Below are 25,047 nucleotides of genomic sequence, written 5' to 3'. Positions count from 1 at the left end.
AAAAATAAGATGAAAAAAGTCACCACCGTCTGTCCTTACTGTGGGGCCGGATGCAAGCTGAACCTGGTCGTGGAAAACAATAAAATTCTCCGTGCCGAAGCCGCCGATGGCGTAACCAATCAGGGTGAGCTGTGCCTGAAAGGCTACTATGGCTGGGATTTTCTCAACGACACTAAACTGCTGACGCCGCGCCTGACGCAGCCGATGATCCGCCGTCAGAAGGGCGGGAAATTCGAAGTAGTCAGCTGGGATGAAGCTATCCGCTATACCGCTAAGCGCCTGAAAGAAATCAAAGAGAAGCACGGCCCGCGCGCGATTATGCATACCGGCTCCTCTCGCGGTACCGGCAACGAAACCAACTATGTCATGCAGAAGTTTGCCCGCGCGGTGATCGGCACCAATAATGTCGACTGCTGCGCCCGCGTTTGTCATGGCCCGTCGGTGGCCGGTTTACAGGCCACGCTCGGCAACGGCGCCATGAGCAATTCCATCAACGATATTGAAAATTCCAAATGCCTGTTGGTGATCGGCTATAACTGTGCGGATTCCCACCCTATCGTGGCTCGCCGCGTAATAAAAGCCAAAGAAAAAGGCGCGCAGATCATTGTCTGCGATCCCCGCCGCATCGAAACCGCCCGTATCGCCGACCAGCATCTGCAAATCAAAAACGGCTGCAATATGGCGCTGGTTAACGCCTTTGCCTACGTGCTGATCGAAGAAGATCTCTACGATCGTGACTACGTGGCGAAATATACGGAAGGATTTGACGAGTACCGTCGCCAGCTGGCCGACTATTCGCCGGAAGCGGTTGCCGAACAGACCGGCGTGTCCGCTCAGCAAATCCGTCAGGCTATGCGCACCTTTGCTGCTGCGCCCTCCGCGACCATTATGTGGGGGATGGGCGTGACGCAGTTTGGTCAGGCTGTCGACGTGGTGAAAGGCCTCGCTGGCCTGGCGCTGCTGACCGGCAATCTGGGCCGGCCTGGCGTCGGCGTCGGCCCGGTGCGCGGGCAAAACAACGTGCAGGGCGCCTGCGATATGGGCGTGCTGCCGAATGAGTTCCCTGGCTATCAGTCGGTGACCGATCCGCAGGTCCGGGCAAAATTTGCCGCAGCCTGGGGTATTGACGTCGAGCGGATGGATGCGGAAATCGGCCATCGCATTACCGAGATCCCGCACCTGGCGCTGGAAGGGCAAGTCAAAGCCTACTACATCATGGGGGAAGATCCGCTACAGACCGAAGCCGATTTAAGCCTGGTGCGCAAGGGGTTTGAGGCGCTGGATTTTGTGGTGGTGCAGGATATCTTTATGACCAAAACCGCCGAGCAGGCTGACGTCATTTTACCCGCCACCTCCTGGGGCGAACACGGCGGCGTATTCTCCTGCGCCGATCGCGGCTTTCAGCGCTTTGAAAAAGCTATCGAACCCAAAGATAACGTTAAGCGTGACTGGGAAATTATCAGCCTGCTGGCAACGGAACTCGGCTATCCGATGCATTACAACGATAACCAGCAAATCTGGGATGAAATGCGCGAACTCTGTCCGCTGTTCTACGGCGCTACCTATGAAAAAATGGGCACGCTGGGACACGTGCAGTGGCCCTGCACCACGCTGGACAGCCCCGGTACGCCTTATCTCTATCAGGACAATCGTTTCACCACGCCAACCGGCAAAGGCCAGCTTTTTGCCGCGCCATGGCGCGCGCCGGCCGAGGTGCCGGACGCAGATTATCCGCTGGTGCTCTGTACCGTGCGCGAGGTCGGCCACTACTCCTGCCGCTCAATGACCGGCAACTGTTCCGCGCTGCAAACGCTGGCGGATGAGCCGGGTTTTGTGCAGATCAATCCGCAGGATGCGCAGGCGCTGGGCATACGCGATGGGCAACTGGTTTGGGTCGCCTCGCGCCGCGGTAAAGTGATTTCACGCGCTAATCACAACGAGCGTATTAACGTTGGCGCAGTCTATATGACCTATCAATGGTGGATTGGCGCCTGCAACGAACTGACTCAGGAGAACCTTGACCCCATTTCTAAAACGCCGGAAACCAAATACTGTGCGGTGAAGGTGGAGCGGATTGCCGATCAGTCGTGGGCGGAGAACTATGCGCGTCAAACCTACAGCGAGATGAAAGCGCGCCTGCGCAGCGCCGTGGACGATGCGATCCCGATTGCCGTAACCGCTTAAGTTCTGCGCCAACGCGGAACGGGAGCCAGGTGGATATGACATCCCGCATTCCTTCCGCAAGGGTTCAGGCTAATCCGATCCAGGACCGGGCAGCCCGGTCCTTCAGGAGCTGACTATGTCCGATTCAGGAGTGTCCGTGCGCGTCAGCGGCAAAGTGCAGGGCGTCGGCTTTCGGCCTTTTGTCTGGCAGTTAGCCAGGCGGCTACGGCTACGCGGCGAAGTCTGCAACGACAGCGCGGGCGTGGAAATACGCCTGCTTCAGTCTGCCGCCATTCCGCTCTTTATCGAACGGCTACGGCACGAGCCGCCGCCGCTGGCGCGTATCGACAGCCTCAGCGTCCAGCCTTATGCCTGGCCGTCTCCGCCGCAGGATTTTATCATTGCGGAAACCCGTCAGGGCCGGATGATGACCCAGGTTGCCCCCGATGCGGCAACCTGCCCCGACTGTCTGGAGGAGGTGCTGCACGCGGGCAACCGTCGTTCAGGCTATGCCTTTACTAACTGTACCCACTGCGGCCCGCGCTTTACGCTCATCCGCACCATGCCCTATGACCGCTCAGGCACCAGCATGGCGGCATTTCGCCTTTGTCCCGCCTGTCGCCGGGAGTATCAGGATCCGGCCGACCGCCGCTTTCATGCCCAGCCTGTCGCCTGCCCGCACTGTGGGCCGCAGCTCTTTGCCACCGGGCAGGATGGCACCACGCTGGCACGGGAAAGCGCCGCGATTGACTATGCCACAGCAGCGCTACTTGCGGGCAAAATTGTGGCGATCAAAGGGCTGGGCGGCTTTCATCTTGCCTGCGATGCTACCCAGCAGCAGGCCGTTATGCGTCTGCGCCAGCGCAAACGGCGACCGGCCAAACCGCTGGCGGTGATGCTGCCGGGCATCGGCTGGCTGGCGCGCTGCGGCAAGAGCGATCGGGCGCGACAGGCGCTGATGCTGTCTGCCGCCGCGCCCATTGTGCTCACGGAAAAAAACGCGACGTCGCCGCTGTGCGCAGCCGTTGCGCCGGGGCTGGATGAAACGGGGCTGATGCTGCCGTTTACGCCGCTGCACCATCTGCTGATGCAGGCCTGCCGGGTGCCGCTGGTGATGACTTCCGGCAACGGCGCCGACCGCGCGCCGGCGCTGACCAACGAAGAGGCGCTGAGCCAGCTTGCTGGCATTGCCGATATCTGGCTGCTGCACGACCGCGATATCATCCAGCGCGCCGATGACTCTCTGGTTCGTCTGGGGCCGCAGGGATTGGAAATACTGCGCCGCGCCCGAGGCTATGTGCCGGATGCCGTCACGCTTCCTCCCGGCCTGACGGCCCGCTCGCCGCTGCTGGCGATGGGCGGCGACCTGAAAAACACCTTCTGCCTGGTGCAGGGCGATCGGGCTATGCTCAGCACGCATTTCGGATCGCTGGCAAACAGCGATATTGCGTGCCAGCGGCAGCAGGCCGTTACCCATTTTCAGCAGCTGTATAACTGCACGCCTACAACGATCGTGCAGGATGCGCATCCTGCTTACGTCGGCAGCCAGCAGAGCGAACGGCCGGTGCTGGAGGTGCTTCATCATCATGCGCATATCGCCGCCTGCCTGGCGGAACATCGCCGGCCGCTGGCGCACGGCCCGGTCATCGGCCTGGCGCTGGACGGGCTGGGCTACGGCGAAAACGGCGCGCTCTGGGGCGGTGAATGCCTGCTGGCAGACTATCACCGCTGTCAGCATCTGGGAGGGTTGCCCGCCGTCGCGCTGCCGGGCGGCGACCGTGCCGCGCGGGAACCCTGGCGCAACCTGTTGGCGCACTGGCTGGCCTTTGTCCCGGACTGGCAGCAGCGGCCAGAGTCTAAGGCGCTGCTGGGCAAGCCCTGGCAGCCGCTTGCGCGCGCGGTGGCCGCTGGCGTTAACTCCCCTTTGGCTTCTTCCTGCGGCCGGTTGTTTGACGCGATAGCCGCCGTGCTCGGCTGCGCGCCTGCCGTGCTTAGTTGGGAAGGAGAAGCCGCCTGCCGCCTGGAGGTTCTGGCCAGGCAGGCAGCAGACATAGCGCATCCCGTTACGCTGCCGCTGCGCCATACGGCAACGGGCACGCGGCTGGACCTGGCGGTGTTCTGGCAGCAATGGCTGGACTGGCAGGCAGCCCCTGCGGCGCGCGCGTTTGCCTTCCATGACGCGCTGGCGCGGGGATTTGCCGCCCTCGCCCATTATCATGCCGGACAAACGGGTCTGGATACCGTCGCGGCTGGCGGCGGCGTCCTGCAATCGCGCCTGCTGCGCCAGCTTTTACAACGCTATTTATCGCCTCTTCATGTGCTGATGCCGCAGCATATTCCCGCTGGCGACGGCGGGCTGGCGCTGGGCCAGGCCGTTATTGCCTGCGCCCGCTTGCACAACGCGGCTCCTCATACTGTTACCAGGGATTGTTATGACTAACTCTGCTTTTTTTCGTACTCATCGCCGGGCTTTCTGGCTGTTAAGCGCCCTGCTGATGGCCAATCTGCTGGCCTGGGGCTGGGCGCTGGTGCTTTTCCGCCACCATGCCACGCTGATTGCGGCGGCCGTGCTTGCCTATGGTTACGGCCTGCGCCATGCGGTAGACGCTGACCACATCGCCGCCATTGATAACGTCACCCGTAAACTGATGCAGCAAAATCAGCGGCCTGTGGCGGTCGGCGCGTTTTTCTCTCTCGGCCATTCCAGTATCGTGGTGTTGGCGTGCGTGGCGATTGCCGCCGCCGCTCTGCTCTCCGGCAGCGAAATCAGCTGGTTGCATCACTATGGCAGCGTTATCGGCACGCTGGTTTCCGCGCTGTTTTTGTTGCTGATGGCGCTGCTGAATACGCTGATCCTGCGTGATGTTTATCACCGTTTTCAGCAGGCGAAACAGAGAAAAACTTTCAGCGATCGGCCTCCCCTGCCGGGCGGTGTAATGAGCAGGCTGTTTGGCCGCGCCTTTACCCTGGTTAATAAAAGCTGGCAGATGTATCTGGTGGGTTTTTTGTTCGGTCTGGGCTTTGATACGGCTACGGAGATCGGCCTGCTGGGCCTCTCTGCGGCAGGCGCTTCCAGCGGAATGTCGGTCTGGAGCATTCTGGTGTTCCCGGCGCTGTTCGCCAGCGGCATGGCGCTGGTGGATTCCCTGGACAATTTTATGATGGTGGGCGCCTATGGCTGGGCGTTTAAGCAGCCGGTACGCAAGCTCTACTACAACATGATGATTACGGCGACCAGCGTGCTGATTGCCTTGCTGATCGGCGGACTGGAAGCGCTGGGATTACTGGCGGATAAGCTCGATTTACACGGCGGGATATGGACTATCGTCAACAATCTGAACGGTAATATGGGCAGCGTTGGCTACCTCTGCGTGGCAATTTTCGTCGCTGCCTGGGGCTTCTCGGTGCTGAACTATCGCCGTAAAAATTATGATGCGCTAAATATTCCCCAGCCGTAAACGGGAGCGGCATTGCCGACAGCGGCCGAAAGGCTCGCGCGATCGGCAATGCTGTGAAAACAACGGCCTCCGCCTTACCGCTACACGCTGACCGTAAAGCCAGGCATCATGCCGGTATCTTCATGCTCCAGCAGATGACAGTGCGCCATACAGGCCCGGTCCCTGTCCGCAAGATTTTCTAAGCTGCCTGTACGGCAGTGAACGCCAATAAACGCCGATAACTCATCTTTCGGTATTTCTAAGCTGCCTGTACGGCAGTGAACTGTTTTCTGACATCCCGGAAGCGGTGACGGGTTTTCTAAGCTGCCTGTACGGCAGTGAACGGCGGGAATATAGATGCCCGCTTTTCGGTCACTTTCTAAGCTGCCTGTACGGCAGTGAACCTGAACGAACAGGATACCGTTTACGATGGCGTTTTCTAAGCTGCCTGTACGGCAGTGAACCCCTTTCCTGTTACCTTCCGGCAAACGCCGGATTTCTAAGCTGCCTGTACGGCAGTGAACCAGAAATGGCAACCCTAGCGCATGGGCTACGCTTTCTAAGCTGCCTGTACGGCAGTGAACTGTTGCCTCTTTAGCTTAACCTAATATTTTTTCAGCGAAATTGACCTTAGCCCTGTAAAAACCCTTTTTTCAGCCACGTGATTCAGTGCATTAAAAATCAATCACCTAAGCAAGCCACCAAAAAAAGGGTGCCGTCCGTCAGCCGCTACGCGCTGACCGTAAAGCCAAGCATCATGCCGGTATCTTCATGCTCCAGCAGATGACAGTGCGCCATATAGGCCCGCTCTTTGTCCGCCAGATGGTCAAAGCGCACCAGCACTTCGCTGCGCCAGCCTTCCACCCGAACCGTGTCTTTCCAGCCGCTGCGGTGCGGCGCGGGCGGCTTGCCGTTTTCAGAGATAATACGAAACTGCGTGCCGTGAATATGGAATGGATGCAGCATCTCGTCGCCCTCGCCGGAAATCGTCCACTTTTCCGTCACGCCCTGCTTTACATCGAAAGCGGGTTTGGTCATATCGAAAGCGACCCCGTTGATCTTATTGCCGTTATGAAAATCGTACTGCTCAGGCTGCTGATGCGCCATCGAGTGGTCTGCGCCGCCGTCCATAGCGTGGCCCTGCATTCCCGGCATTGCCGCGTGGTCTCCGCCCATGTCCTGCATTGATTCGCCGTCGTGCGCATCGCCGCTCATACCGGCCATCGCCGCGTGGCCGTATCTTTGCATCAATGCCACCATGCCGCGACGATCCAGCTCGGGATCCATCGACAGCTGTAGCCAGCGAGTTTTCAGGTCGGCCTGGGCGGGCAGCGGCGGCACGTCCACCAGCTTATCCGGCAGCGACCCGCTGGCCATCACCCGGAGTGGCTGAATGCTCAGCAGCGGCAGCGGCTGGTTGAACGGCGCCAGCGACATGCCCATCTGCCGCACCGGCAGCGTCTGCAAATCAAACGGCTTGCCGTCCAGCGTGTCGACCAGCACCTCAAAGCGCTCGCCCGGCATCATCGACAGCTCGGTCACTTTTACCGGCTCGCTCAGCAGGCCGCCGTCGCCGCCAATCACATAAAGCGGGCGCCGATCGCTGGCGGCAATATTCAGCGAGCGGGCGTTACAGCCGTTGAGCAGCCGCAGCCGCAGCCAGCCGCGCGGCACGGCGTGTTGCGGATAAATCGCGCCGTTGGTCAGCATCGTATTGCCAAACCAGCCTACGGCAGCGCTCATCACGTCCAGCTCGTAGTCAATTTTGCTGCCGTCCGCCGACAGTTTTTTATCCTGGAGGATCACCGGAATATCGTCGATGCCCCAGATTTTCGGCAACAGCAGTTTCTCCGTTGCGTCGTCTTTCAGGATAACCAGACCGGCCAGGCCCTGGGCGACCTGATAGCCGGAGCGGCCATGCTGATGAGGATGGAACCAGCAGGTCGCGCCGGGCTGATCGGGGGTAAAGCTGACGGAGCGCGTGGCGCCGGGGGCAATCTGCGCCTGCGGGCCGCCGTCTACGCCGCCAGGCAGCTCCAGCCCGTGCCAGTGAACCGTGGTGGCTTCCGGCAGCTGATTGCGCAGGTTGATGGTGACCGGCTTGCCGCGCTCCAGCTGGATCGCCGGGCCGAGCAGGCTGCCGTTATAGCCCCAGGTCGGCACCGCTTTATCCAGCCAGCGGGTGCTGCCCTGCTGCGCCGTTACGGTCATCTCGCCACGCGCATCCGGCGTTAATAAGGCCGGAATGGGCAGCGCGGGACGCGGCTGCGCGGCCATCAGCGATCGGCTCCACAGGGGTAGTGCGCTGGCCGCGCCCAGCGCGGTGCTCAGCTTTATAAAATCACGACGTTGCATCAGTCTTCCTCGACCCGGCTCTTATTTATTGCCTGCAGCATAAACCCTTCCCCCAAGGGAAGGTCAAGTTTCGCCGCGCCCTGCTGGAAAATTGCGTTTTACGGACATTTCTCTGCTGAAATTGACTGTCGGCCGACGGTAACTGTGCTAACGTCAGAGTATTGACACCCTTTGAGTACAGTTATGAAGAAAAGCATCAAGGCTCTGTTGTTACTGGGCCTGTTTGGCTTCTCATCGACAAGTTTTGCGCTGAGCGAGTCGGAAGCGGAAGATCTGGCGGATCTGACCGCTGTTTTTGTTTACCTGAAAAATGACTGCGGCTATCAGGATCTTCCGGATGGACAGATCCGTCGCGCGCTGGTCTTTTTCGCCCGGCAGAACCGCTGGGATCTGAGCAACTACAGCAGCTTTAATATGAAATCGCTGGGCGCGGACAGCTATCGCGATTTAAGCGGCATCGCCGTGCCCAACGACACCAAATGCAAATCACTGGCCCGCGATTCGCTCAGCCTGCTTGCCTACGTGAAGTAACCCCCGCCGTTTTCCGCCGCCAGTTTGACCGTGCAAGCACGGTCAGAGTTGGCTATCATATCGCGCCCATTTTTCGTGGCTGCTACAACCAGGAGAGCCGTACCATGGCCGAAAAAGAGATGTGGTATGAAACGCTTCATACCGGTTTTGGGCAGTATTTTGCTGTCGATAAAATTTTATACCGCGAACAAACCGGACATCAGGATCTGGTTATCTTTGAAAACGCCGAGCTGGGTCGGGTGATGGCGCTGGACGGCGTGGTGCAAACCACCGAGCGCGATGAATTTATCTATCACGAGATGATGACCCACGTGCCGCTGCTGGCGCACGGCGCGGCGAAGCGCGTGCTGATTATCGGCGGCGGCGACGGCGCGATGCTGCGTGAAGTCAGCCGTCATCAAAACATTGAACAGATTACGATGGTAGAAATCGACGCGGGCGTGGTGACGTTCTGCAAAGCGTATCTGCCTAATCATAATGCGGGCGCTTATGAAGATCCGCGCTTCAGGCTGGTGATCGACGACGGCGTTAACTTTGTGCGCCAGTGCAATGAAAAATTCGACGTTATTATTTCTGACTGTACCGATCCGATTGGACCGGGCGAAAGTCTGTTTACCTCGGAATTTTAATGAGGGATGCCGGCGCTGCCTCAATGAAAACGGCATTTTTGTGGCGCAGAATGGCGTCTGCTTCCTGCAGCAGGACGAAGCGGTCAACAGCCATCGCAAGCTGAGCCACTATTTCCGCGACGTCAGCTTTTACCAGGCGGCCGTACCGACCTATTACGGCGGCATCATGACCTTTGCCTGGGCAAGCGACAACCCGGCGCTGCGCCAGCTGGATACGGCCACGCTTGCGGCGCGTTACCAGCAGGCCGGCCTGACCTGTCGCTATTACAATCCGGCGATCCACACCGGCAGCTTTGCCCTGCCGCAATATCTGTTGAATGCGCTGGCTGACCAGCCGGGCATTTTAAGGGGGTGAACGAAATTGCAAAAGCTTAAACTACATGGCTTCAACAACCTGACGAAAAGCCTGAGTTTTTGTATCTACGATATCTGTTACGCGAATACCGATGCGGAGCGTGACGGCTACATTGCGTACATTGATGAGCAGTACAATGCCAACCGTCTGACGGAGATCCTTAGCGAAACCTGCTCGATTATCGGCGCTAACGTGCTGAATATTGCACGCCAGGACTATGAGCCACAGGGCGCCAGCGTCACCATTCTGGTGAGCGAAGAGCCGATCGATCCGAAAGATATCGATAAGTCGGAGCATCCTGGCCCGCTGCCGGGTTCGGTGGTCGCGCATCTGGATAAAAGCCATATCTGCGTGCATACCTACCCGGAAAGCCACCCGGAAGGCGGACTCTGCACCTTCCGCGCGGATATTGAGGTGTCGACCTGCGGCGTGATTTCGCCACTGAAAGCGCTGAACTATCTGATCCACCAGCTGGAGTCGGATATCGTCACCATCGACTATCGCGTGCGCGGCTTTACCCGCGACGTGAACGGCGTAAAGCACTTTATCGATCACGAGATCAACTCGATTCAGAATTTTATGTCGGAAGATATGAAGTCGATGTACGACATGATGGACGTCAACGTCTATCAGGAGAACATCTTCCATACCAAGATGCTGCTGAAAGAGTTTGATTTAAAACATTATCTTTTCAATACCCGCCCGGAAGATCTGACACCGCAGGAGCACAAGCGCATTACCGACCTGCTGTGGAAAGAGATGCGGGAAATTTACTACGGCCGCAATATTCCTTCTGTAGGCTTTAAAACGCTGTAAGAAGCTGGTCTCTACTACGGGCGGCCTGTAGGCGGCCCGTTTTGCTCAGGGTTTCGCCAGCGTCAGCGTAAACGGCTGCCCGCTCAGCGCCTTCACTTCCTGCTCGCCCAGCAGCTCGTCGGTAATGATATCGGTCAGGCTTTGCAGCGGCGTGGCGCAGAACAGCGACCAGGAACCATATTTGCTGCTGTCCGCTAACAGCACCCTGCGTCGCGCGTTGATCAGCAAATCCTCTTTCAGCCCCGCTTTTTCTTCGGTCGGCGTGGTAATGCCCTTCTCCAGGCTCCACGAGTTACAGCTGACAAACGCGACGTCCGGGTAGATATTCCGCAGCAGCCTGCGCCCGTGCTCGCCAATGCAGGACTGGCTGGAGTCGTCGATGCGCCCGCCGATAATCGTCACCTCAATCTGCCTGAACTCCGACAGAAACAGCGCGATATGCAGGTCGGCGGTGATCACCCGCAGCGGCAGATGCGTCAGCTGACGCGCCAGTTCCAGCATGGTGGTGCCGGCATCCAGCACCACCGCGTCGTTGGCTTTCACCAGGCTGGCCGCCGCCAGGGCGATAGCCTGTTTTTCCGTGAGATGACGCTGCATCTTTTCCAGCGTGGTGGGCTGAGCGGGAATAAAGCGGTTAAGGGTAACGCCGCCGTGCGTCCGGCTGATTACCCCTTCCCGATCCAGTTTGATCAGATCCCGTCGGATCGTAGCCGGCGACGCGGAAATCGCCGCCACCAGCTGATCGACAGTCACCAGATTATGGCTTTTCAGATAGTCCATGATCTGGTCCAGGCGACTTTGTCCCTTCATAGGTCCTTATGCAAGCTGCATCGCTAGCTGAATGGAAATCGCCATGCTCTCAGACTTCGCTTTACCTGTCCAGGCAATATCAAACGCCGTGCCGTGGTCGGCCGAGGTGCGGATAAACGGCAGGCCAGCGGTAATATTCACGCCGTCGTAAAAGCCCAGCAGCTTAAGCGGAATATGCCCCTGGTCGTGGTACATCGCCACCACGATGTCGTACTGGCCTTCATAACACTGCAAAAACACCGTATCCGGCGGGCACGGGCCGAAGGCGTTGACGCCCTGCGCTTTCATGGCTTCTATGGCCGGGCCGACGATGGCGATCTCTTCGTCGCCGAACAGCCCGTTTTCGCCCGCGTGCGGATTAACGCCCGCCACCGCGATGCGCGGCTTATCATAGCCGACGCGCCTGAGGAAGGTTTCCGCCATGCCGATTACCGTCTCCACCCGCTCGCGGTTGAGCGTATCCAGGAACTTACGCAGCGCGATATGCGTGGTGACGTGGATCACCTTCAGGCGATCGGTATAAAGCACCATCGCGTAGTTTTTGCTGTCGGTCAGCTTCGCCAGCAGCTCGGTATGGCCGGGATAGAGATGGCCCGCCGAATGCAGCGCCTCTTTGTTCAGCGGCGCGGTGGCGATAGCCTGCACTTCGCCCGCCAGCGCCAGTTCGGTTGCGCGTTTCACACAGCGGTAGGCCAAATCGCCTGCGGCTACCTGCACCACGCCGGGCTTTAACGCATCAGGATCGGCCAGCGGCTCGTCGATAACGTTAATAATGCCCGGCGCAAAGCGCGCTTCGGCCACGCTGTTAACTATCCGCAGCTCCGCCTGCGGCGTAATGCCCATCGTCATAATCCGCCGCAGCGTGCTGGCGCAGCCCACTACCACCGCAGGCGCGCCGGAAAGCTCGCCCTCCGCCAGGGATTTGATGATTATTTCCGGGCCAATACCCGCCGGATCGCCCATGGTAACCGCAATAATTTTACTCACTCGCCTTCTCCTCAATAAAACGAAAAACTTCTACCAGGGTGTTTTCATCACCAAAACCGCCAGCCTTGGTAAGCACCAGCAGGTTGTCGTTACCTTGCAGCAGATGGCCGTAAGGCACGCAGCCCGCCACCTGCCCTGAAATCTGAAAGCCCTGCGCGCCCAGCCCGCGCGCCACCGCTATCGCCACGTCGCCGCCGGAGAGATAAAGCGCTGAAGGCGTAACGTCGCGCAGCACGTCGGCGGTCAGTTCCGCCAGATAAGCGCAAATCTGTTCGCCAAGCTGCTGGCGGCTGAGATCGAGCCGTTCGCACAGCGAGGCGATAGCCTGACGCTGCTCCGCCTGCTGGCAGGTGCGGATCACGCAGTGTCGGCCCTGCTGTAGCGCCTCCGTCACCGCCTGTCGCCAGCGCTGTCCCGGCGCGCCGCCGCTAAAAAGCTGACTGATATCCACATCGATCAGCCGGATTGCCTTTTGCTGCATCAGCTGCGTTATCTGCCGCTGCGCGACTTCACTCATCGAGCCTATAACCGCCAGCCCGGCGTTTACCGGAGCGGGCGAGCCTGCCGTCCCGCCCGGCGCCAGCCTCGTCAGCCGCCTGCCCAGCGCGTCGCTCAGCCCGGCGGCACCCACCAGCAAAGGGCGCTCGTCCAGCTCGTCCGCCGCCTGCATGATGCGTTGCAGATCGGCGTCCGTTTGCGCATCCAGCACGATCAGCCGCTTGCCGTCAGCAATAGCCGCTTCGATCCGCTCTCGCAGATCCGCCTGCGCCGACAGCGGGATCAGGCCAACCGGCAGCGTGGTTTGCTCGCCAAGGCGCGCAGCTATGCTGGCACTGCTTACCGGCGTTTTAGGATCGCTGGCATATTCCGTTTCCGTCAGCAGGCGGCCATCGATATAGCAGCAGCCTTCTACGGTGGTACGGCCCAGCGCGGGCACCGCTGGCGCTATCAGCGCCACGCGTTTATCGCCTGCCAGCAAAGCCGCTTCGATTTCCGCGCCGGGATTGCCGCGCAGCGTCGAGTCGATTTTTTTAAACAGCCAGCCGTCGCGGGCCACATCCCTTCTGCCCGCTATTGCCGCAGCGGTACGCCGGGCGGCCTGTTCCGCGCTGGTCGCCCGGCTGTCGGTATTGACGACCCAGGCATCGGCCTGTTCCACGGTGGGCGTGGCCGCATCAAACAGCACATGAACCCGCGCGCCGACGTTGGCAAGCCCGACCCCGGCATCGTTCGCGCCGGTAAAGTCATCCGCAATCACCAGCACAGGCATCTTCCATTTTGTGCGCATCTTCATCACTCCCTAAGTTCGACAAGCCGGTTTTCATTGGGAGTGATTATATTCAATCACAATTGATTATATGTGAGCACGGTCAAATTAATCAAAATCAATTTGCCCTATAAATTCCTCCTGCCTGCCGCGAATGAGCAGGTTAATGACCAAATGTAATCAATTCACCCTCAGCCAGGACAGGACTTATGACCATTAACAGCACCGTGATTGCTGGTTACCAGGCGCTTAGCGACATCGGCTATCTGTTGCAAAACCATCGGCACGTGCTGCTGGTGACGGATAAAAACATTGTCGGCATTCCGGCGGTGCAAACGCTGATCCAACAGATTGGCAGCAGAGCGGCGCTGAGCATTGTGGACAGCGTGCCGCCAGAGCCGAGCCAGCATGACGTGGCGGCGATAGTGGCGTCGCTGCCGGGGAAAAAGGTGGATATGGTGGCTGGCGTCGGCGGCGGCAGCGTGCTGGACGTCGCCAAACTGCTTTCCGTGCTCTGCGTTGAGGACGCGCCTTCGCTGGAAGCGCTGCTGGCCGGTGAAAAACCGCTGCGCCGCACGGCCTCGCTGTTGATCCCAACGACCGCAGGCACGGGTTCCGAAGCCACGCCAAACGCGATCCTCGCTATCCCGGAGAAAGAAACCAAGGTCGGCATTATCTCGCCGGTGATGCTGCCGGATTACGTGGTGCTGGCGCCCGAGCTGACCACCAGTATGCCCGCGCATATCGCCTCTTCCACCGGCATCGATGCGCTTTGCCATCTGATTGAGTGCTTCACCGCCACCGTCGCCAATCCGGTCAGCGACAACTACGCGCTGATCGGCATGAAAAAGCTGTTCGCCAGCCTGGAAAAGACGATTGCGGAGCCGGATAACCTGGCGGCGCGTCTGGATATGCTCTGGGCATCGTATTACGGCGGCGCGGCCATCGCCCATGCCGGTACGCACCTGGTGCACGCCATGTCCTATCCGCTGGGCGGCAAATATCACCTGCCGCACGGCGTGGCGAACGCCATTTTGCTGGCACCGTGTATGCGTTTTGTCCGTCCTGCGGCGGTCAGCAAGTTCGCCCAGGCTTACGACCTGCTGCCGGACGCCGACGCCTCGCTGAGCGAAGAAGCGAAGTCCGTGGCGCTGGTTGACTATTTCGCCGCGCTGGTGAAGCGCCTGAAGCTGCCTGCCAGCCTGGACGAGCTGGGCATCAACGCTGAGCATCTGCCTTATCTGGTCGAGGCCGCGCTGGACGTGCAGCGCCTGATGAAAAACGTGCCGTGTGCGGTCAGCGCCGACGACGTCCGCGAGGTCTATCTGACCCTGTTTCCGACCCTGAATCACTAAACGAATAATGAGGCCATGATGAACACAATCACCGGCGTACTGACCGCCATCGTCACCCCTTTTACCGCTGACGGCGACTACTGCGAGCAGGCGATGCGCCAGCAGATCCAGCGCCAGCTTGCCGCTGGCAACGGTATTTTTTGCGGCGGCACCAACGGCGAGTTTTTTGTGCTTAACGAGCAGGAAAAGCTGGCGGTCACCGCCACCTGCGTGGAGGAAGTCGCGGGCAAAGCGCCGCTGGTGGCGCACGTGGGCGAAATCTCCACCCGCGAAACCATTCGCCTGGGCAAGCAGGTCGCCAGACTGGGCGTGGATGCCGTTTCGGTTATCACGCCTTACTTCGTGCCGCTAAAACAGGAGGAGCTGATCGCCCATTACGAGGCGGTCGCCGACGCGCTGGAGGTGCCGGTCTTTCTGTATAACATTCCGGCCCGCACCGGCAACACGCTCCAGCCGCAGACGGTGCGCAAACTGGCCGCGCATCCCAATATCGTTGGCATCAAAGACAGCGCGGGCAGTTATGAGAGCCTGAGCGGCTTTTTGCAGGCGGCGCAGGGCACGGAAAATTTCAGCGTGCTGAACGGCCCGGACTCGCTGATCCATCAGGGCTTTGTTGACGGCTGCGCCGCCTGCATCTCCGGGCTGGCCAACGTCGCGCCGAAAGAGATCAACGCCATCTGGGCGCGTTTTAACGACGGCGATATCGAGGGGTCGCGCCGCGCGCAGGAAAACGTGACCGGTCTGCGCACCGACCTTTACAGCGTCGCCTTCTCGCCAGCGGCGGTGAAAAAAGCCGTGGCGCTGATGGGCTATGACGTAGGCGAAAGCCGCTATGCCGTGCGCTTCAGCGCCGAAGAAGAGCAGCGTATTCGCCAGATTGTTAATCAGTACACCCGGTAACCCGACCGTGGCGACGCGGCAAAAATGACCGCGCCCCGCTTCGTCGACCCTTTATTTTGCGGCGCGCCCGCTCTTCGACCAGGACAAGCAAAATGAAAGTGATCTGTACCTCGCCCTCGTTTGCCAAATATGACGCGCAGCCCATCGCCACGCTGAAGGCGCAGGGCTTTGAGCTGATAACGCTGCCCGCCGACGCGTCGCTGGACGCGCTGATGCCGCATCTGGCCAAGACGGTGGCGATGATCGTGGCCTTTACCGAGGTCGACGACGCGCTGCTGGCGCTGGCGCCGCAGCTGAAAATTGTCTGCAAGCACGGCGTCGGCGTGGACAACATCGATCTCGATGCGGCTAAGGCGCGCGGCGTGACCGTTACCAACGTGCCGGACGCCAACAAGCATGCCGTGGCGGACTTCGCCTTTGCGCTGATCCTCAACGCTGCCCGTCAGGTGACGCAGGCGGTGACGGAAACGCGCGCCGGGAACTGGCCGCGTATTTTCGCCACCGACGTCTATGGCAAAACGCTGGGCATTGTCGGCCTGGGCAATATCGGCAAGCAGGTCGCGCTGCGCGCCAGCGGCTTTAATATGCGCGTGCTGGCTTTTGACTACTATCCCGACGAGAAATTTGCCGCCGAACATAATATCCGGTTCGTCTCTCTGGATGAGCTGACCGAACAAAGCGACTTTATTACGCTGCACACGCCGCTGACCGCAGAGACGCACAGCCTGTTTGATGCCACGCGCATCCGCAGCATGAAGCAGTCCGCTTTTTTAATTAACGTCTCACGCGGCGGCGTGGTGAACGAAAACGATCTGTACCACGCGCTGGCCGACAACCTGATTGCTGGTGCCGCCGCAGACGTATTCGATCACGAGCCGCTGGAGCGCCATCCGCTGTTTTCACTGCCTAATTTTATGCCCACCTCGCATATTGCTGGCTATACCGACGGCGCTATCAGCGCCATCGGCGAGCGCTGCGTTCAGCAAATTATTCAGTGCGTTAAACAACAGCAGCGGCCGGTAAATGCCCTGTAGTCAAACGCGGGACGCCGTTTCCGTCCCGACTTAAAAAGCCGACCGTCGAGTCGGCCACTAACCTCTGACCGAGCCAGGACGATGAAAACTGCAAACCCAACCCGTATCCGCTGGTGGATCGCTGGCCTGATGTGGCTGGCTATCGCCATTAACTATATTGACCGCACCGTGCTGTCGGCCGCCGCGCCGCACCTGATCGACGAGCTGAAGCTCAGCCCCGAACTGATGGGCTTTATTATGGCGGCGTTCTTCTGGTCCTATTCGCTGTTGCAGATCCCGGCGGGCTGGTTTGCCGACCGCTTCGGACAGAAAAAAGGGCTGGGGCTGGCCGTTGCCTGGTGGTCCATCGCTACCTCCATGATGGGGCTGGCGACCGGCTTTAAATCGCTACTGGCGCTGCGCCTGGCGTTAGGCGTCGGCGAAGCGGCCGCCTATCCCAGCAATGCGGGCATTACGGCGCGCTGGTTCCCGGATAAAGAGCGCGCCACCGTCTCTGGTCTGTTCGACAGCGCCTCTAAATTCGGCGGCGCCGTGGCGATGCCGCTGATCGTCTGGATGATCTATCTGTTCGACTGGCGCCTGACCTTTCTGATTATCGGCGCGGTCGGGCTGCTGTGGGTGATCGCCTGGTATTTTATCTATGCGGAGAACCCGGAAGAGCACAAAGCTATCAGCGCTCAGGAAATCAGCCTGATCCGCGACGGCCAGGCCCGTAAGCACGGCGATAAAAACGTTCGCCCGATGAAGTGGTACAAGCTGCTGCGCTACCGCAACATCTGGGCCATGTGCATCGGTTTTTTCACCATCAACTACACCTCCTATTTCTTTATCACCTGGCTGCCCACTTATCTGGTGAAAGAGAAAGGCATGGATTTTATCAAGATGGGGATGATCGCCGCCCTGCCGCTGCTGTGCGGCATGATTATCGAAGTGGCAGCAGGCTGGGCTTCCGATCGGCTGGTGCATAAGAAGGTGCTGTCTCTGACCGCCACCCGCAAGCTTTTCCTGACTGTCGGCCTGCTGATGGCGCTCTGCATCGGCTTTGCGCCCTTTACCGATTCCGTGTTTATGACCGTGTTTCTGCTCTGCGTGGCGAAGTCCGGCACCACGGTAGCCGCCTCGCAGGTTTGGGCGCTGCCCGGCGACGTCGCGCCGAAAAACAGCGTCTCTATCGTGGCCGGCTTGCAGAACACCGTTTCCAATATGGGCGGCGCTATCGGGCCAATTGTGACCGGCGCTATCGTCGCCGCGACCGGATCTTTTACCTGGGCGCTGGTGTTCTCCGCCGCGCTGGTGATGATTGGCATCATTAACTACCTGTTTTTGATGGGTAAAGTTGAACCAATTAACGAAGAAGAGCACGCCTCGTCGCCCCAGGCGGTAGCGAGTCGGACATAATTTTCAGCCCGTGCGGCAGTATGCAGGCCGTACGGGGATCTACCTCCAGCGCTTTCGGCGCTTAACCCTACAAAGGCGTGAAAAGAGCCGCAAGGCCGCCGCGTCTGCTCATAGTGAGGCATCACAATGAAAGCGTTTTCTACTGAAGGCACGTTGATTATTATCTGTATGGTGGTCGCCTATATTTTATTTACCACCTGGCTGACTTACCGCTTAAGAAGTAAAAGCTCCGGCGACTTTATGGAAGGGTCGCGCGCTATGCCCGCTTTTATCGTGGGTATTATGCTGATGTCAGAATATATCGGCGCCAAATCCACCATCGGCACGGCGCAGGCCGCCTTTGAGGATGGTTTTGCCGCTTCCTGGTCGGTCATCGGCGCGGCAATTGGCTTTCCCATTTTCGGGCTGCTGCTGGTCAAGCGTATCTATAATACCGGCAAGATTACTATTTCCGGCGCGATAGCGGAAAAGTACGGCAGCACCACCAAGAATATTATCTCTATTATTATGATTTATGCGCTGCTGCTGGTGAACGTAGGGAATTACGTCAGCGGCGCGGCGGCTATTTCCACCGTATTAAAAGTTAATCTGCCCGTTGCGGCCTTTATTACCGCTATCGTCAGCACCTTCTATTTCGCCTTTGGCGGCATGAAAGGTATGGCGTGGGTCACCATGCTGCACAGCGCGCTGAAATATGTCGGCATCCTGATTATTCTTGGCGTGGCGCTGAAAATGACCGGCGGCATCACGCCGATGGTCGAGAAAATGCCGTCTTTTTACTGGACGTGGGACGGCCACGTCGGCGCCAGCACCATCGTCGCCTGGCTGATTGGCACCATCGGTTCGATCTTCTGCACCCAGTTTGTGATTCAGGCGATCTCTTCCACTAAAAGCCCGGCGGCGGCCAGACGCGCCACCTGGGTCGCCTTTTTCTTCTGCCTGCCTATCGGTATCGCTATCGCCATGATCGGCGTGGCGGCGAAATATCTGCACCCTGAGATCAACAGCCTCTATGCGCTGCCGGTGTTTTTGCAGGATATGAGCCCGTGGCTGGCCGGTATCGTCACCACGTCGCTGGTCGCGTCGATCTTCGTCAGCGTCGGCACCGTGGCGCTGGCTATCGCGTCGCTGATTGTAAAAGATTTCTATGTGCCGTACCGCAACCCTACGCCGGAGCGCGAATTCAAAATGACCCGCTGGCTGTCGCTGGCAATCGGCTTTGCGCCGCTGGTCTTTGTGCTGTTCGTGCCGGAAGTGCTTAAGCTTTCATTCTTTACCCGCGCCATTCGCCTGTCGATTTCCGTGGTGGCGATCATCGCCTTCTATCTGCCGATGTTTAAAAGCGCGCGCGGCGCAAACTGGGGGCTGATTGGCGCCTGCGTGATGACCTCCGTCTGGTTTGTGCTGGGCGATCCTTTCGGCATCAACAACATGTATATCGCGCTGATTACGCCAGCGGTGATTATGGCTATCGACTATATGATCCCGAGCCGTCAGAGCGTGAAGAAAACCGACAACCGTATGCAAAAAAGTGGAGCCTGAGATGAGTGAAACCCTGACCGTAGAACGCAGCGGCCTTGTGCAGCCCGCGGATAACGCCTCGCGACTGCGCAGCGCCATGCTGCCCTCGCCCTGCCCGCAAAATCACGCGGCTAATCTGCTGCCTTTGCCGGATGGCGATCTGCTTTGCGTTTGGTTTGGCGGCACTCAAGAAGGCATTGCCGATATCTCCATCTGGTGCTCGCGGCTGGCGAAAAACAGCGAGCGCTGGAGCGAACCACAAAAACTTTCCGACGACAGCAGCCGTTCCGAGCAAAATCCGGTGCTGTTTTTAGCGCCCGACAACGTGCTGTGGCTGCTGTGGACGGCGCAGAAATCCGGCAATCAGGACACCGCCATCGTGCGTTTTCGTCAGTCGCAGGATTTCGGCAAAAGCTGGGGGCCGATCGCCACGCTGCTGGACAAGCCCGGCACCTTTATTCGTCAGCCGATTGTGGTGTTAGCCAACGGCAACTGGCTGCTGCCGGTGTTCTACTGCACCACGCGGTCCGGCGAAAAATGGGTCGGCAACGAGGATACCAGCGCGGTGAAAATCTCCGCTGACCACGGTAAAACCTGGCGCGACGTGGCGGTGCCGGAAAGCACCGGCTGCGTGCATATGAATATTACCCTGCTGAAAGATGGCTCGCTGCTGGCGCTGTTTCGCAGCCGCTGGGCGGATAATATTTACGCCAGCCGTTCCGTTGATAACGGCGAAAGCTGGTCGGCGCCGCAGCCGACGGAACTGCCGAATAATAATTCGTCAATCCAGGTCACGACGCTGACCAACGGCGATCTGGCGCTGGTATTTAACGCCATGAGCGCCGAGGGCGCCAGCGAGCGGCGTCTTTCCCTCTACGATGAAATTGAGGATGAGGAAGGCGATACGGCCGTTGCGCCCGTGACGCACGCCGGAAAAACGGCGTTCTGGGGGGCGCCGCGCGCGCCGATGACGCTGGCGATTTCAGCCGACGGCGGCCGCAGCTGGCCGTGGCAACGCAACCTGGATGAAGGCGACGGTTACTGCATGACCAATAACTCGCAGCAGAAGCTGAACCGCGAGTTCTCCTATCCCAGCATCAAACAGGGCATCAATGGCGAACTGCATATTGCCTACACCTATTTCCGCCAGGCGATTAAATACGTCTGCGTGGACGAGGCCTGGGCTAAGGAGGCCCCATGATTACCGGTAATCTGTCGACGCTGAAAATGGCAACGCTGCCGCCCGTGCTTGCCGCGCTGCTTGCCAGGCCGGAACATCATCTGGCGGCGCTACAGGCGCGGGATGACGGCCGCATCCAGCCGGAAGGGGAAAGCTGGTTCTGCACGCTGAGTCCGACGCGCACCGCACCGGCGGCAACGCGGCATACCGAATTTCACCGGCAGTATCTGGATATTCAGATCCTGCTGGCGGGCGAAGAGATCGTCCATTTTTCCTGTGCCGATGCCCGTCACCAGCAGGCGGAAGAGCGCAAGCCAGATCTGTTTATCGTTGATCGCCCCTGGCTGCCGCATTCGGTGCGTTTGCAGCCCGGCGATTTCGTGATTTTCTATCCTGGCGAAGCGCATCAGGCGCTTTGCGCGGTCGGCGAACCGGCAGCGGTACGCAAGGCGGTATTTAAGATCCCGCTGGCGATGCTGGAGGCGCGCGCATGAGCCGTCACGCGTTGATCACGGGCGTCAGCTCCGGCATTGGCGCCGCCACCGCCGATAAGCTGTTGGAAGAAGGCTGGCGCGTAACCGGGCTGAGCCGCACGCTGGTTAAGCGCGACAGCGACGCTTTCGTCTCGCTTTCGGTGGATCTGTTTGACACCGCCGCGCTGAAGCGGGCGCTGGTTAGCTTGCCGCCGGTCGATGCGGTTATTCACGCCGCTGGCATGATGAAGGCCGCGCCGCTGGGCGATCTGGATGAGGAGACAAGCGAAAAGCTCTGGCAACTGCATATTCGGGTAGCAGAGGTGCTGGCGAATCAGCTGGCGCCGCAGCTACCCACGGGCGGGCGCATTGTACTGATCGGCAGCCGCACTTCAACCGGCGCGGCGGGACGTAGCCAGTATGTCAGTACCAAATCGGCGATGAAAGGCATGGTAAGAAGCTGGGCGGCGGAGCTGGCGCCGCGCGGCATTACCGCCAATATTGTCGCGCCGGGCGCAACGGCGACGCCGATGTTAAGCCAGCCCGGACGGGAAAGTTCGCCGCCGAAAATGCCGCCGATCGGGCGTTATATCCAGCCGGAAGAGGTCGCCGCGCTGGTCGGCTATCTGCTCTCCCCCGCCGCCGATGCTATCACCGGCCAGGAGCTGGTGATCTGCGGCGGCGGATCGCTGTAGCCGAGGTTTTAAGGGCAAGCAGCTGCCACCAACGGCAGCTCCTTTGATCTCAGGAAATATGGCAACGGTCAGAAATGCTATAGTGCCTGCCTGTTTTTTATTCAGCATGGAAAGGAAAAAACATGGCGATCCTGAATATTCTGGATTTCGGTGCGGTACCTGATGGAACAACCTTATCAACCGGCGCGATACAAAGCGCCATCAACCAGGCGGCGGCGGGCGACCGCGTCCTTATCCCTGCCGGACGCTATCTTACCGGCTCGCTGTTTTTAAAAAGCGAGATGACGCTGGAACTGGCTGAAGGCACGGTTTTGCTCGGCAGCCAGCGCCTGGAGGATTACCCTAAAATCGCCACCCGCGTTGCCGGTATTGATATGCTCTGGCCGGCGGGGATCGTTAATATCAACCGGTGTCAGGCGGTGAAAATCACGGGCGCGGGCACGATTGACGGCCAGGGCGCGGTCTGGTGGCATAAATTCTGGGGCGAGGATGAAAACGGCGGCATGCTGGCGGAATACAGTCGGCAGGGCTTGCGCTGGGTAGTGGATTACGAATGCGAGCGCCCGCGCAACGTGGTGGTTTACCAGAGCGAAGCGGTAGAGCTGAACGGTTTTCATTCACGCGAATCCGGCTTCTGGAATATTCATCTTTGCTATTCGCATCGGGTCTTTTTACAGGATCTGCGGGTGAGTAACGCGACCGGTCCCAGTACCGACGGCATTGATATCGATTCGTGCGAGCATGTTCGCGTGGAACGATGCGTGGTTTCCTGCAATGACGATAATATCTGCGTCAAATCGGGACGCGGCGCGGAAGCGCAGCGACTGGCAAAAACGACGAGCGATATTGTTATTCGCGACTGTGAACTGCATAAAGGCTCCGGCATTACGCTGGGCAGCGAAACGTCCGGCGGGATCGAAAATGTGCTGATTGAACATAACCGCTTTTTTGGCACCGGCGTCGGTTTTCGCATCAAATCTGCGCGTAATCGCGGCGGCTGGATCAGGAATATTACCGTGCGCCATCTGCGGCTGGAAGACGTCAGCTATCCCTTTATGATGCAGCTTAACTGGTTTCCGCAGTACAGCTACGGCCAGCAGGTGGGTGAGGATAGCCCCCCGCACTGGCGCAAACTCAGCGAAGGCGTGGAAGGGACAGACGGCCTGACGCGGGTTGAAAATATCACTATTTCTCACGTTACCGGCCGCTTAACCGCGCCGCACCATTTCTCTCGCGCATTTTTTATCGAAGGCGCAGAGGAACGTCCGATCGAACGGCTGCACTTCAGCCATATTACCTTGCAGGCGCAGGAGTTCGGCAAAATCGCTGGCGTGAATAAGCTGAGCTTTGAACAGGTTAGCGTGGATGCCCCCGCCGTTACGCTGGAAAAAAACGACGCTTACGAACGGTAAGCCTGATGGGGATGCACATCATCCCCGCATCTTATCCGGCCTGCTGCAATAATCCTCGGGCGCACCGGATTTGCGTTGCGGCCGCAAAAACTTAACGGCAAAACGTGCGCCTGCCCTGCATCCCTCAGCCTGTCTATTGCTCGACCTTTTGGGCGGCAACGCTTTGCCGGACGTTGCGCCTGGCTATCCATGAGGTAAATAACGGGGTAAGGATGGCCGTGGTGATCACAGAAGCGGCAATCAGCGGCGTAGCGGCGGAAGCCACGTGCAGAAGAGAAGGATCGGCTTGCGCAATTGCCAACGGGGTGGCAACCGCGTTCCCCGCCGTACTGGAGGCCGCGGCGCCTGCTATTCCCGTTCCGCCAACGAGGCGATCGATACGAACGTTAAAAAAGCCGCCGAAAAAAGTAGTCAGCAGGCCCAACGCGACGCCAGCCAGGCCGCCTTCAATCAGCATCGCCAGATCGATCCCCGTGCCCAGCGCAAAAGCGAAGAAGGGGATCAGCAGCGGCCCGCCAGCGGTAAGAAACTGCCGCATATCGGCATCAAGATTCCCCAGCATCATGCCGACCAGTAGCGGCACGATCACGGCAACCAGCGCCATCAGCGGGACGGAAGCCATACCGGCCGCGCCCAACGCAATCAGCGTGAAAAAGGGGCCATCGCTTAACGTCATCAGCGGGATCGCGCCGATATCGCTTTCGCTGCCGAACTCCCCGACCAGCGCCGCATAGAGACCGCCGTTGGCATTGCTCATCGCGGCAATAATCGCTACGCTGCTCAGCCCCCAAACGCCTTCCGCCCCCATGAACTTATCGACAGCAAACCCAAGCGCCACCGCGACGAGCAGCTTAACCAGCGTAATGCTGCCGCCCTGAAGAATGGCGCGAGGTGCCGCGCCGAAACCGATGCCGGCCCCCATGCAGATTAAAAAAGCGCCAATAAGCGGCGCGGCGCCCTGTTTAAACAAGGCCGTGGTGAAGCCGCCGATTTCCAGCAGCTGTGGCGCGAAGGTATTGAGGGTGGTTCCGGCAACCAGCGGCACGACCATCATGCCGCCGGGAATTTTCTCAATCATCCTTTTCAGTTTCATCAGCATCCTGCCTCGTTTTAAGGTTATCCCCCCGTTTGATTCTAATGAATCAAAAGTGAATAAAAACGATCACGATCGCAGATAAAAGCATCCAGATTGATTAAAAAATGTCAAAGAAGACGGTTCAACACCCCTGAAGAAAACCGCGATAGGCGACAATCACCGCCAGAAAATCCTCGACGCCGCAGAAGCACAGGCTCTCTTCATCGTAGTAGCTCATGCCCTCTTCCATCTCGTCGCCTTCAATACTGAGCAGATTGGCGCGCACGATCACCTCTTCTTCATCCAGCCAGATCGTATATTCGCGGCCCACGCGCTGCCACTGGCGCTCGCTGCCTTTCACTTCGGCGACGGCGGCCTCTACCTCATCCAGCAGCGCTAAATTGTCCGCTGCCTCTTCATTAAACCAGTGGCCGATAGCTTCATGCCCCATCGACATGCGTACTTTTACCGTGCCGGTAACGTCGCGTAAAAATTCATATTCCATACTGCTTTCCTCTGACCTTACCGGGCTGCGGCCTCAATCTGCCGCCTGCGCCGGCCCGCTCCTGTGAACGGGTTAACCTTTCTATTATCGCAGCATAAGGGCCAAAGAAAAGGAAAGAGAGAAGAAATGAAACAACGATCTCGCAAAAA

At 59.0% G+C, this 25,047-nt stretch carries 20 protein-coding genes, 1 pseudogene and 1 CRISPR repeat array; of the genes and pseudogenes, 15 read left to right on the top strand and 6 right to left on the bottom strand.

All coding sequences use genetic code 11. The features are described 5' to 3' along the window. Positions 1-9 precede the first annotated feature (9 nt). The 3 genes from fdhF (at position 10) to ACVWZ0_RS05125 (ending at position 5,621) form a co-directional block, all read left to right on the top strand. Positions 10-2,184 (top strand): formate dehydrogenase subunit alpha, encoded by a 2,175-nt coding sequence (gene fdhF, locus ACVWZ0_RS05135; protein ID WP_253455236.1) that lies wholly within the window; start codon positions 10-12, stop codon positions 2,182-2,184. A 115-nt stretch (positions 2,185-2,299) separates the two neighbouring features. Beyond that, a complete protein-coding gene (hypF, locus tag ACVWZ0_RS05130; RefSeq protein WP_253455237.1) occupies positions 2,300-4,603 on the top strand; it encodes a carbamoyltransferase HypF in 2,304 nt (767 codons plus the stop codon). Next, positions 4,590-5,621: a HoxN/HupN/NixA family nickel/cobalt transporter gene (locus ACVWZ0_RS05125; protein WP_370734589.1), complete on the top strand. Its 1,032-nt coding sequence runs from the start codon at positions 4,590-4,592 to the stop codon at positions 5,619-5,621. The genes hypF and ACVWZ0_RS05125 overlap by 14 nt, the downstream gene beginning before the upstream one ends. Positions 5,622-5,796: 175 nt before the next feature. Next, positions 5,797-6,184: a CRISPR direct-repeat array (repeat unit 28 nt; unit sequence TTTCTAAGCTGCCTGTACGGCAGTGAAC). A gap of 145 nt (positions 6,185-6,329) precedes the next feature. Here ACVWZ0_RS05125 and cueO read toward each other — a convergent pair. Continuing rightward, positions 6,330-7,955 (bottom strand): multicopper oxidase CueO, encoded by a 1,626-nt coding sequence (gene cueO / locus ACVWZ0_RS05120; protein WP_253455239.1) that lies wholly within the window; start codon positions 7,953-7,955, stop codon positions 6,330-6,332. A 183-nt stretch (positions 7,956-8,138) separates the two neighbouring features. Here cueO and ACVWZ0_RS05115 point away from each other — a divergent pair, with 183 nt between their 5' ends. The 3 genes and pseudogenes from ACVWZ0_RS05115 to speD all read left to right on the top strand — a co-directional run bounded on the left by ACVWZ0_RS05115 (position 8,139) and on the right by speD (position 10,286). Further along, a complete protein-coding gene (locus ACVWZ0_RS05115; RefSeq protein WP_125289041.1) occupies positions 8,139-8,486 on the top strand; it encodes a YacC family pilotin-like protein in 348 nt (115 codons plus the stop codon). 104 nt (positions 8,487-8,590) lie between these two features. Continuing rightward, positions 8,591-9,470 (top strand): annotated as a pseudogene (gene speE / locus ACVWZ0_RS05110) (polyamine aminopropyltransferase). Positions 9,471-9,476: 6 nt separating this feature from the next. Continuing rightward, entirely contained in the window at positions 9,477-10,286 is an 810-nt protein-coding gene (gene speD / locus ACVWZ0_RS05105) for an adenosylmethionine decarboxylase (RefSeq protein ID WP_125289039.1), read from the top strand. Positions 10,287-10,331: 45 nt separating this feature from the next. Here the strand turns inward: speD and ACVWZ0_RS05100 are convergent, their stop codons facing one another. Genes ACVWZ0_RS05100 through dtnK form a run of 3 tightly spaced genes read right to left on the bottom strand, consistent with a single transcriptional unit; the run spans position 10,332 to position 13,371 of the window. Continuing rightward, positions 10,332-11,096, bottom strand: coding sequence for a DeoR/GlpR family DNA-binding transcription regulator (locus ACVWZ0_RS05100; protein WP_125289038.1), 765 nt, complete (start codon positions 11,094-11,096; stop codon positions 10,332-10,334). A gap of 6 nt (positions 11,097-11,102) precedes the next feature. Then, a complete protein-coding gene (locus ACVWZ0_RS05095) occupies positions 11,103-12,083 on the bottom strand; it encodes a D-threonate 4-phosphate dehydrogenase (RefSeq protein WP_253455240.1) in 981 nt (326 codons plus the stop codon). Continuing rightward, complete coding sequence (gene dtnK, locus ACVWZ0_RS05090) at positions 12,076-13,371, bottom strand: D-threonate kinase (RefSeq protein WP_253455241.1); 1,296 nt, start codon at positions 13,369-13,371, stop codon at positions 12,076-12,078. The genes ACVWZ0_RS05095 and dtnK overlap by 8 nt, the downstream gene beginning before the upstream one ends. Before the next feature lie 188 nt (positions 13,372-13,559). Between dtnK and ACVWZ0_RS05085 the strand changes: the two genes are divergently transcribed. The 9 genes from ACVWZ0_RS05085 (at position 13,560) to ACVWZ0_RS05045 (ending at position 23,318) form a co-directional block, all read left to right on the top strand. Next, on the top strand, positions 13,560-14,705 hold the full coding sequence (locus ACVWZ0_RS05085) for an iron-containing alcohol dehydrogenase (RefSeq protein ID WP_253455242.1): 1,146 nt from the start codon (positions 13,560-13,562) through the stop codon (positions 14,703-14,705). Between the two features lie 15 nt (positions 14,706-14,720). Next, on the top strand, positions 14,721-15,605 hold the full coding sequence (locus ACVWZ0_RS05080; RefSeq protein ID WP_253455243.1) for a dihydrodipicolinate synthase family protein: 885 nt from the start codon (positions 14,721-14,723) through the stop codon (positions 15,603-15,605). 92 nt (positions 15,606-15,697) lie between these two features. Next, the gene (locus ACVWZ0_RS05075) at positions 15,698-16,639 is read left to right on the top strand and encodes a phosphoglycerate dehydrogenase (protein ID WP_253455244.1); all 942 of its coding nucleotides are present in this window, start codon (positions 15,698-15,700) and stop codon (positions 16,637-16,639) included. A gap of 81 nt (positions 16,640-16,720) precedes the next feature. Next, positions 16,721-18,037 (top strand): MFS transporter, encoded by a 1,317-nt coding sequence (locus ACVWZ0_RS05070; protein WP_253455245.1) that lies wholly within the window; start codon positions 16,721-16,723, stop codon positions 18,035-18,037. A gap of 126 nt (positions 18,038-18,163) precedes the next feature. Further along, the gene (locus tag ACVWZ0_RS05065) at positions 18,164-19,579 is read left to right on the top strand and encodes a sodium:solute symporter family protein (RefSeq protein WP_253455246.1); all 1,416 of its coding nucleotides are present in this window, start codon (positions 18,164-18,166) and stop codon (positions 19,577-19,579) included. Between the two features lies 1 nt (position 19,580). Beyond that, positions 19,581-20,759 (top strand): sialidase family protein, encoded by a 1,179-nt coding sequence (locus ACVWZ0_RS05060; protein ID WP_253455247.1) that lies wholly within the window; start codon positions 19,581-19,583, stop codon positions 20,757-20,759. Then, positions 20,756-21,232, top strand: a complete 477-nt coding sequence (locus ACVWZ0_RS05055) for a YhcH/YjgK/YiaL family protein (protein ID WP_253455248.1) — start codon at positions 20,756-20,758, stop codon at positions 21,230-21,232. The genes ACVWZ0_RS05060 and ACVWZ0_RS05055 overlap by 4 nt, the downstream gene beginning before the upstream one ends. Beyond that, positions 21,229-21,906, top strand: coding sequence for an SDR family NAD(P)-dependent oxidoreductase (locus ACVWZ0_RS05050; protein WP_253455249.1), 678 nt, complete (start codon positions 21,229-21,231; stop codon positions 21,904-21,906). The genes ACVWZ0_RS05055 and ACVWZ0_RS05050 overlap by 4 nt, the downstream gene beginning before the upstream one ends. Before the next feature lie 122 nt (positions 21,907-22,028). Then, positions 22,029-23,318 (top strand): glycoside hydrolase family 28 protein, encoded by a 1,290-nt coding sequence (locus ACVWZ0_RS05045; RefSeq protein WP_253455250.1) that lies wholly within the window; start codon positions 22,029-22,031, stop codon positions 23,316-23,318. Positions 23,319-23,451: 133 nt separating this feature from the next. Here the strand turns inward: ACVWZ0_RS05045 and ACVWZ0_RS05040 are convergent, their stop codons facing one another. Both ACVWZ0_RS05040 and yacL read right to left on the bottom strand, forming a co-directional pair. Next, positions 23,452-24,411: a 2-keto-3-deoxygluconate permease gene (locus ACVWZ0_RS05040; protein ID WP_253455251.1), complete on the bottom strand. Its 960-nt coding sequence runs from the start codon at positions 24,409-24,411 to the stop codon at positions 23,452-23,454. A gap of 124 nt (positions 24,412-24,535) precedes the next feature. Continuing rightward, a complete protein-coding gene (gene yacL / locus ACVWZ0_RS05035; RefSeq protein WP_253455252.1) occupies positions 24,536-24,898 on the bottom strand; it encodes a protein YacL in 363 nt (120 codons plus the stop codon). Positions 24,899-25,047: the final 149 nt, after the last annotated feature.

It is taken from the genome of Erwinia sp. TECH1, assembly GCF_054057575.1.
This window is presented reverse-complemented; position numbering and strand designations above follow the sequence as displayed.

Excerpts from the sequence above, each read along its gene's own strand:
- fdhF (WP_253455236.1), top strand. The coding sequence starts at position 10 with ATGAAAAAAGTCACCACCGTCTGTCCTTACTGTGGGGCCGGATGCAAG.
- hypF (WP_253455237.1), top strand. The coding sequence starts at position 2,300 with ATGTCCGATTCAGGAGTGTCCGTGCGCGTCAGCGGCAAAGTGCAGGGC.
- cueO (WP_253455239.1), bottom strand. The coding sequence starts at position 7,955 with ATGCAACGTCGTGATTTTATAAAGCTGAGCACCGCGCTGGGCGCGGCC.
- ACVWZ0_RS05115 (WP_125289041.1), top strand. The coding sequence starts at position 8,139 with ATGAAGAAAAGCATCAAGGCTCTGTTGTTACTGGGCCTGTTTGGCTTC.
- ACVWZ0_RS05100 (WP_125289038.1), bottom strand. The coding sequence starts at position 11,096 with ATGAAGGGACAAAGTCGCCTGGACCAGATCATGGACTATCTGAAAAGC.
- dtnK (WP_253455241.1), bottom strand. The coding sequence starts at position 13,371 with ATGCGCACAAAATGGAAGATGCCTGTGCTGGTGATTGCGGATGACTTT.
- ACVWZ0_RS05085 (WP_253455242.1), top strand. The coding sequence starts at position 13,560 with ATGACCATTAACAGCACCGTGATTGCTGGTTACCAGGCGCTTAGCGAC.
- ACVWZ0_RS05080 (WP_253455243.1), top strand. The coding sequence starts at position 14,721 with ATGATGAACACAATCACCGGCGTACTGACCGCCATCGTCACCCCTTTT.
- ACVWZ0_RS05075 (WP_253455244.1), top strand. The coding sequence starts at position 15,698 with ATGAAAGTGATCTGTACCTCGCCCTCGTTTGCCAAATATGACGCGCAG.
- ACVWZ0_RS05070 (WP_253455245.1), top strand. The coding sequence starts at position 16,721 with ATGAAAACTGCAAACCCAACCCGTATCCGCTGGTGGATCGCTGGCCTG.
- ACVWZ0_RS05065 (WP_253455246.1), top strand. The coding sequence starts at position 18,164 with ATGAAAGCGTTTTCTACTGAAGGCACGTTGATTATTATCTGTATGGTG.
- ACVWZ0_RS05060 (WP_253455247.1), top strand. The coding sequence starts at position 19,581 with ATGAGTGAAACCCTGACCGTAGAACGCAGCGGCCTTGTGCAGCCCGCG.
- ACVWZ0_RS05055 (WP_253455248.1), top strand. The coding sequence starts at position 20,756 with ATGATTACCGGTAATCTGTCGACGCTGAAAATGGCAACGCTGCCGCCC.
- ACVWZ0_RS05050 (WP_253455249.1), top strand. The coding sequence starts at position 21,229 with ATGAGCCGTCACGCGTTGATCACGGGCGTCAGCTCCGGCATTGGCGCC.
- ACVWZ0_RS05045 (WP_253455250.1), top strand. The coding sequence starts at position 22,029 with ATGGCGATCCTGAATATTCTGGATTTCGGTGCGGTACCTGATGGAACA.
- ACVWZ0_RS05040 (WP_253455251.1), bottom strand. The coding sequence starts at position 24,411 with ATGAAACTGAAAAGGATGATTGAGAAAATTCCCGGCGGCATGATGGTC.
- yacL (WP_253455252.1), bottom strand. The coding sequence starts at position 24,898 with ATGGAATATGAATTTTTACGCGACGTTACCGGCACGGTAAAAGTACGC.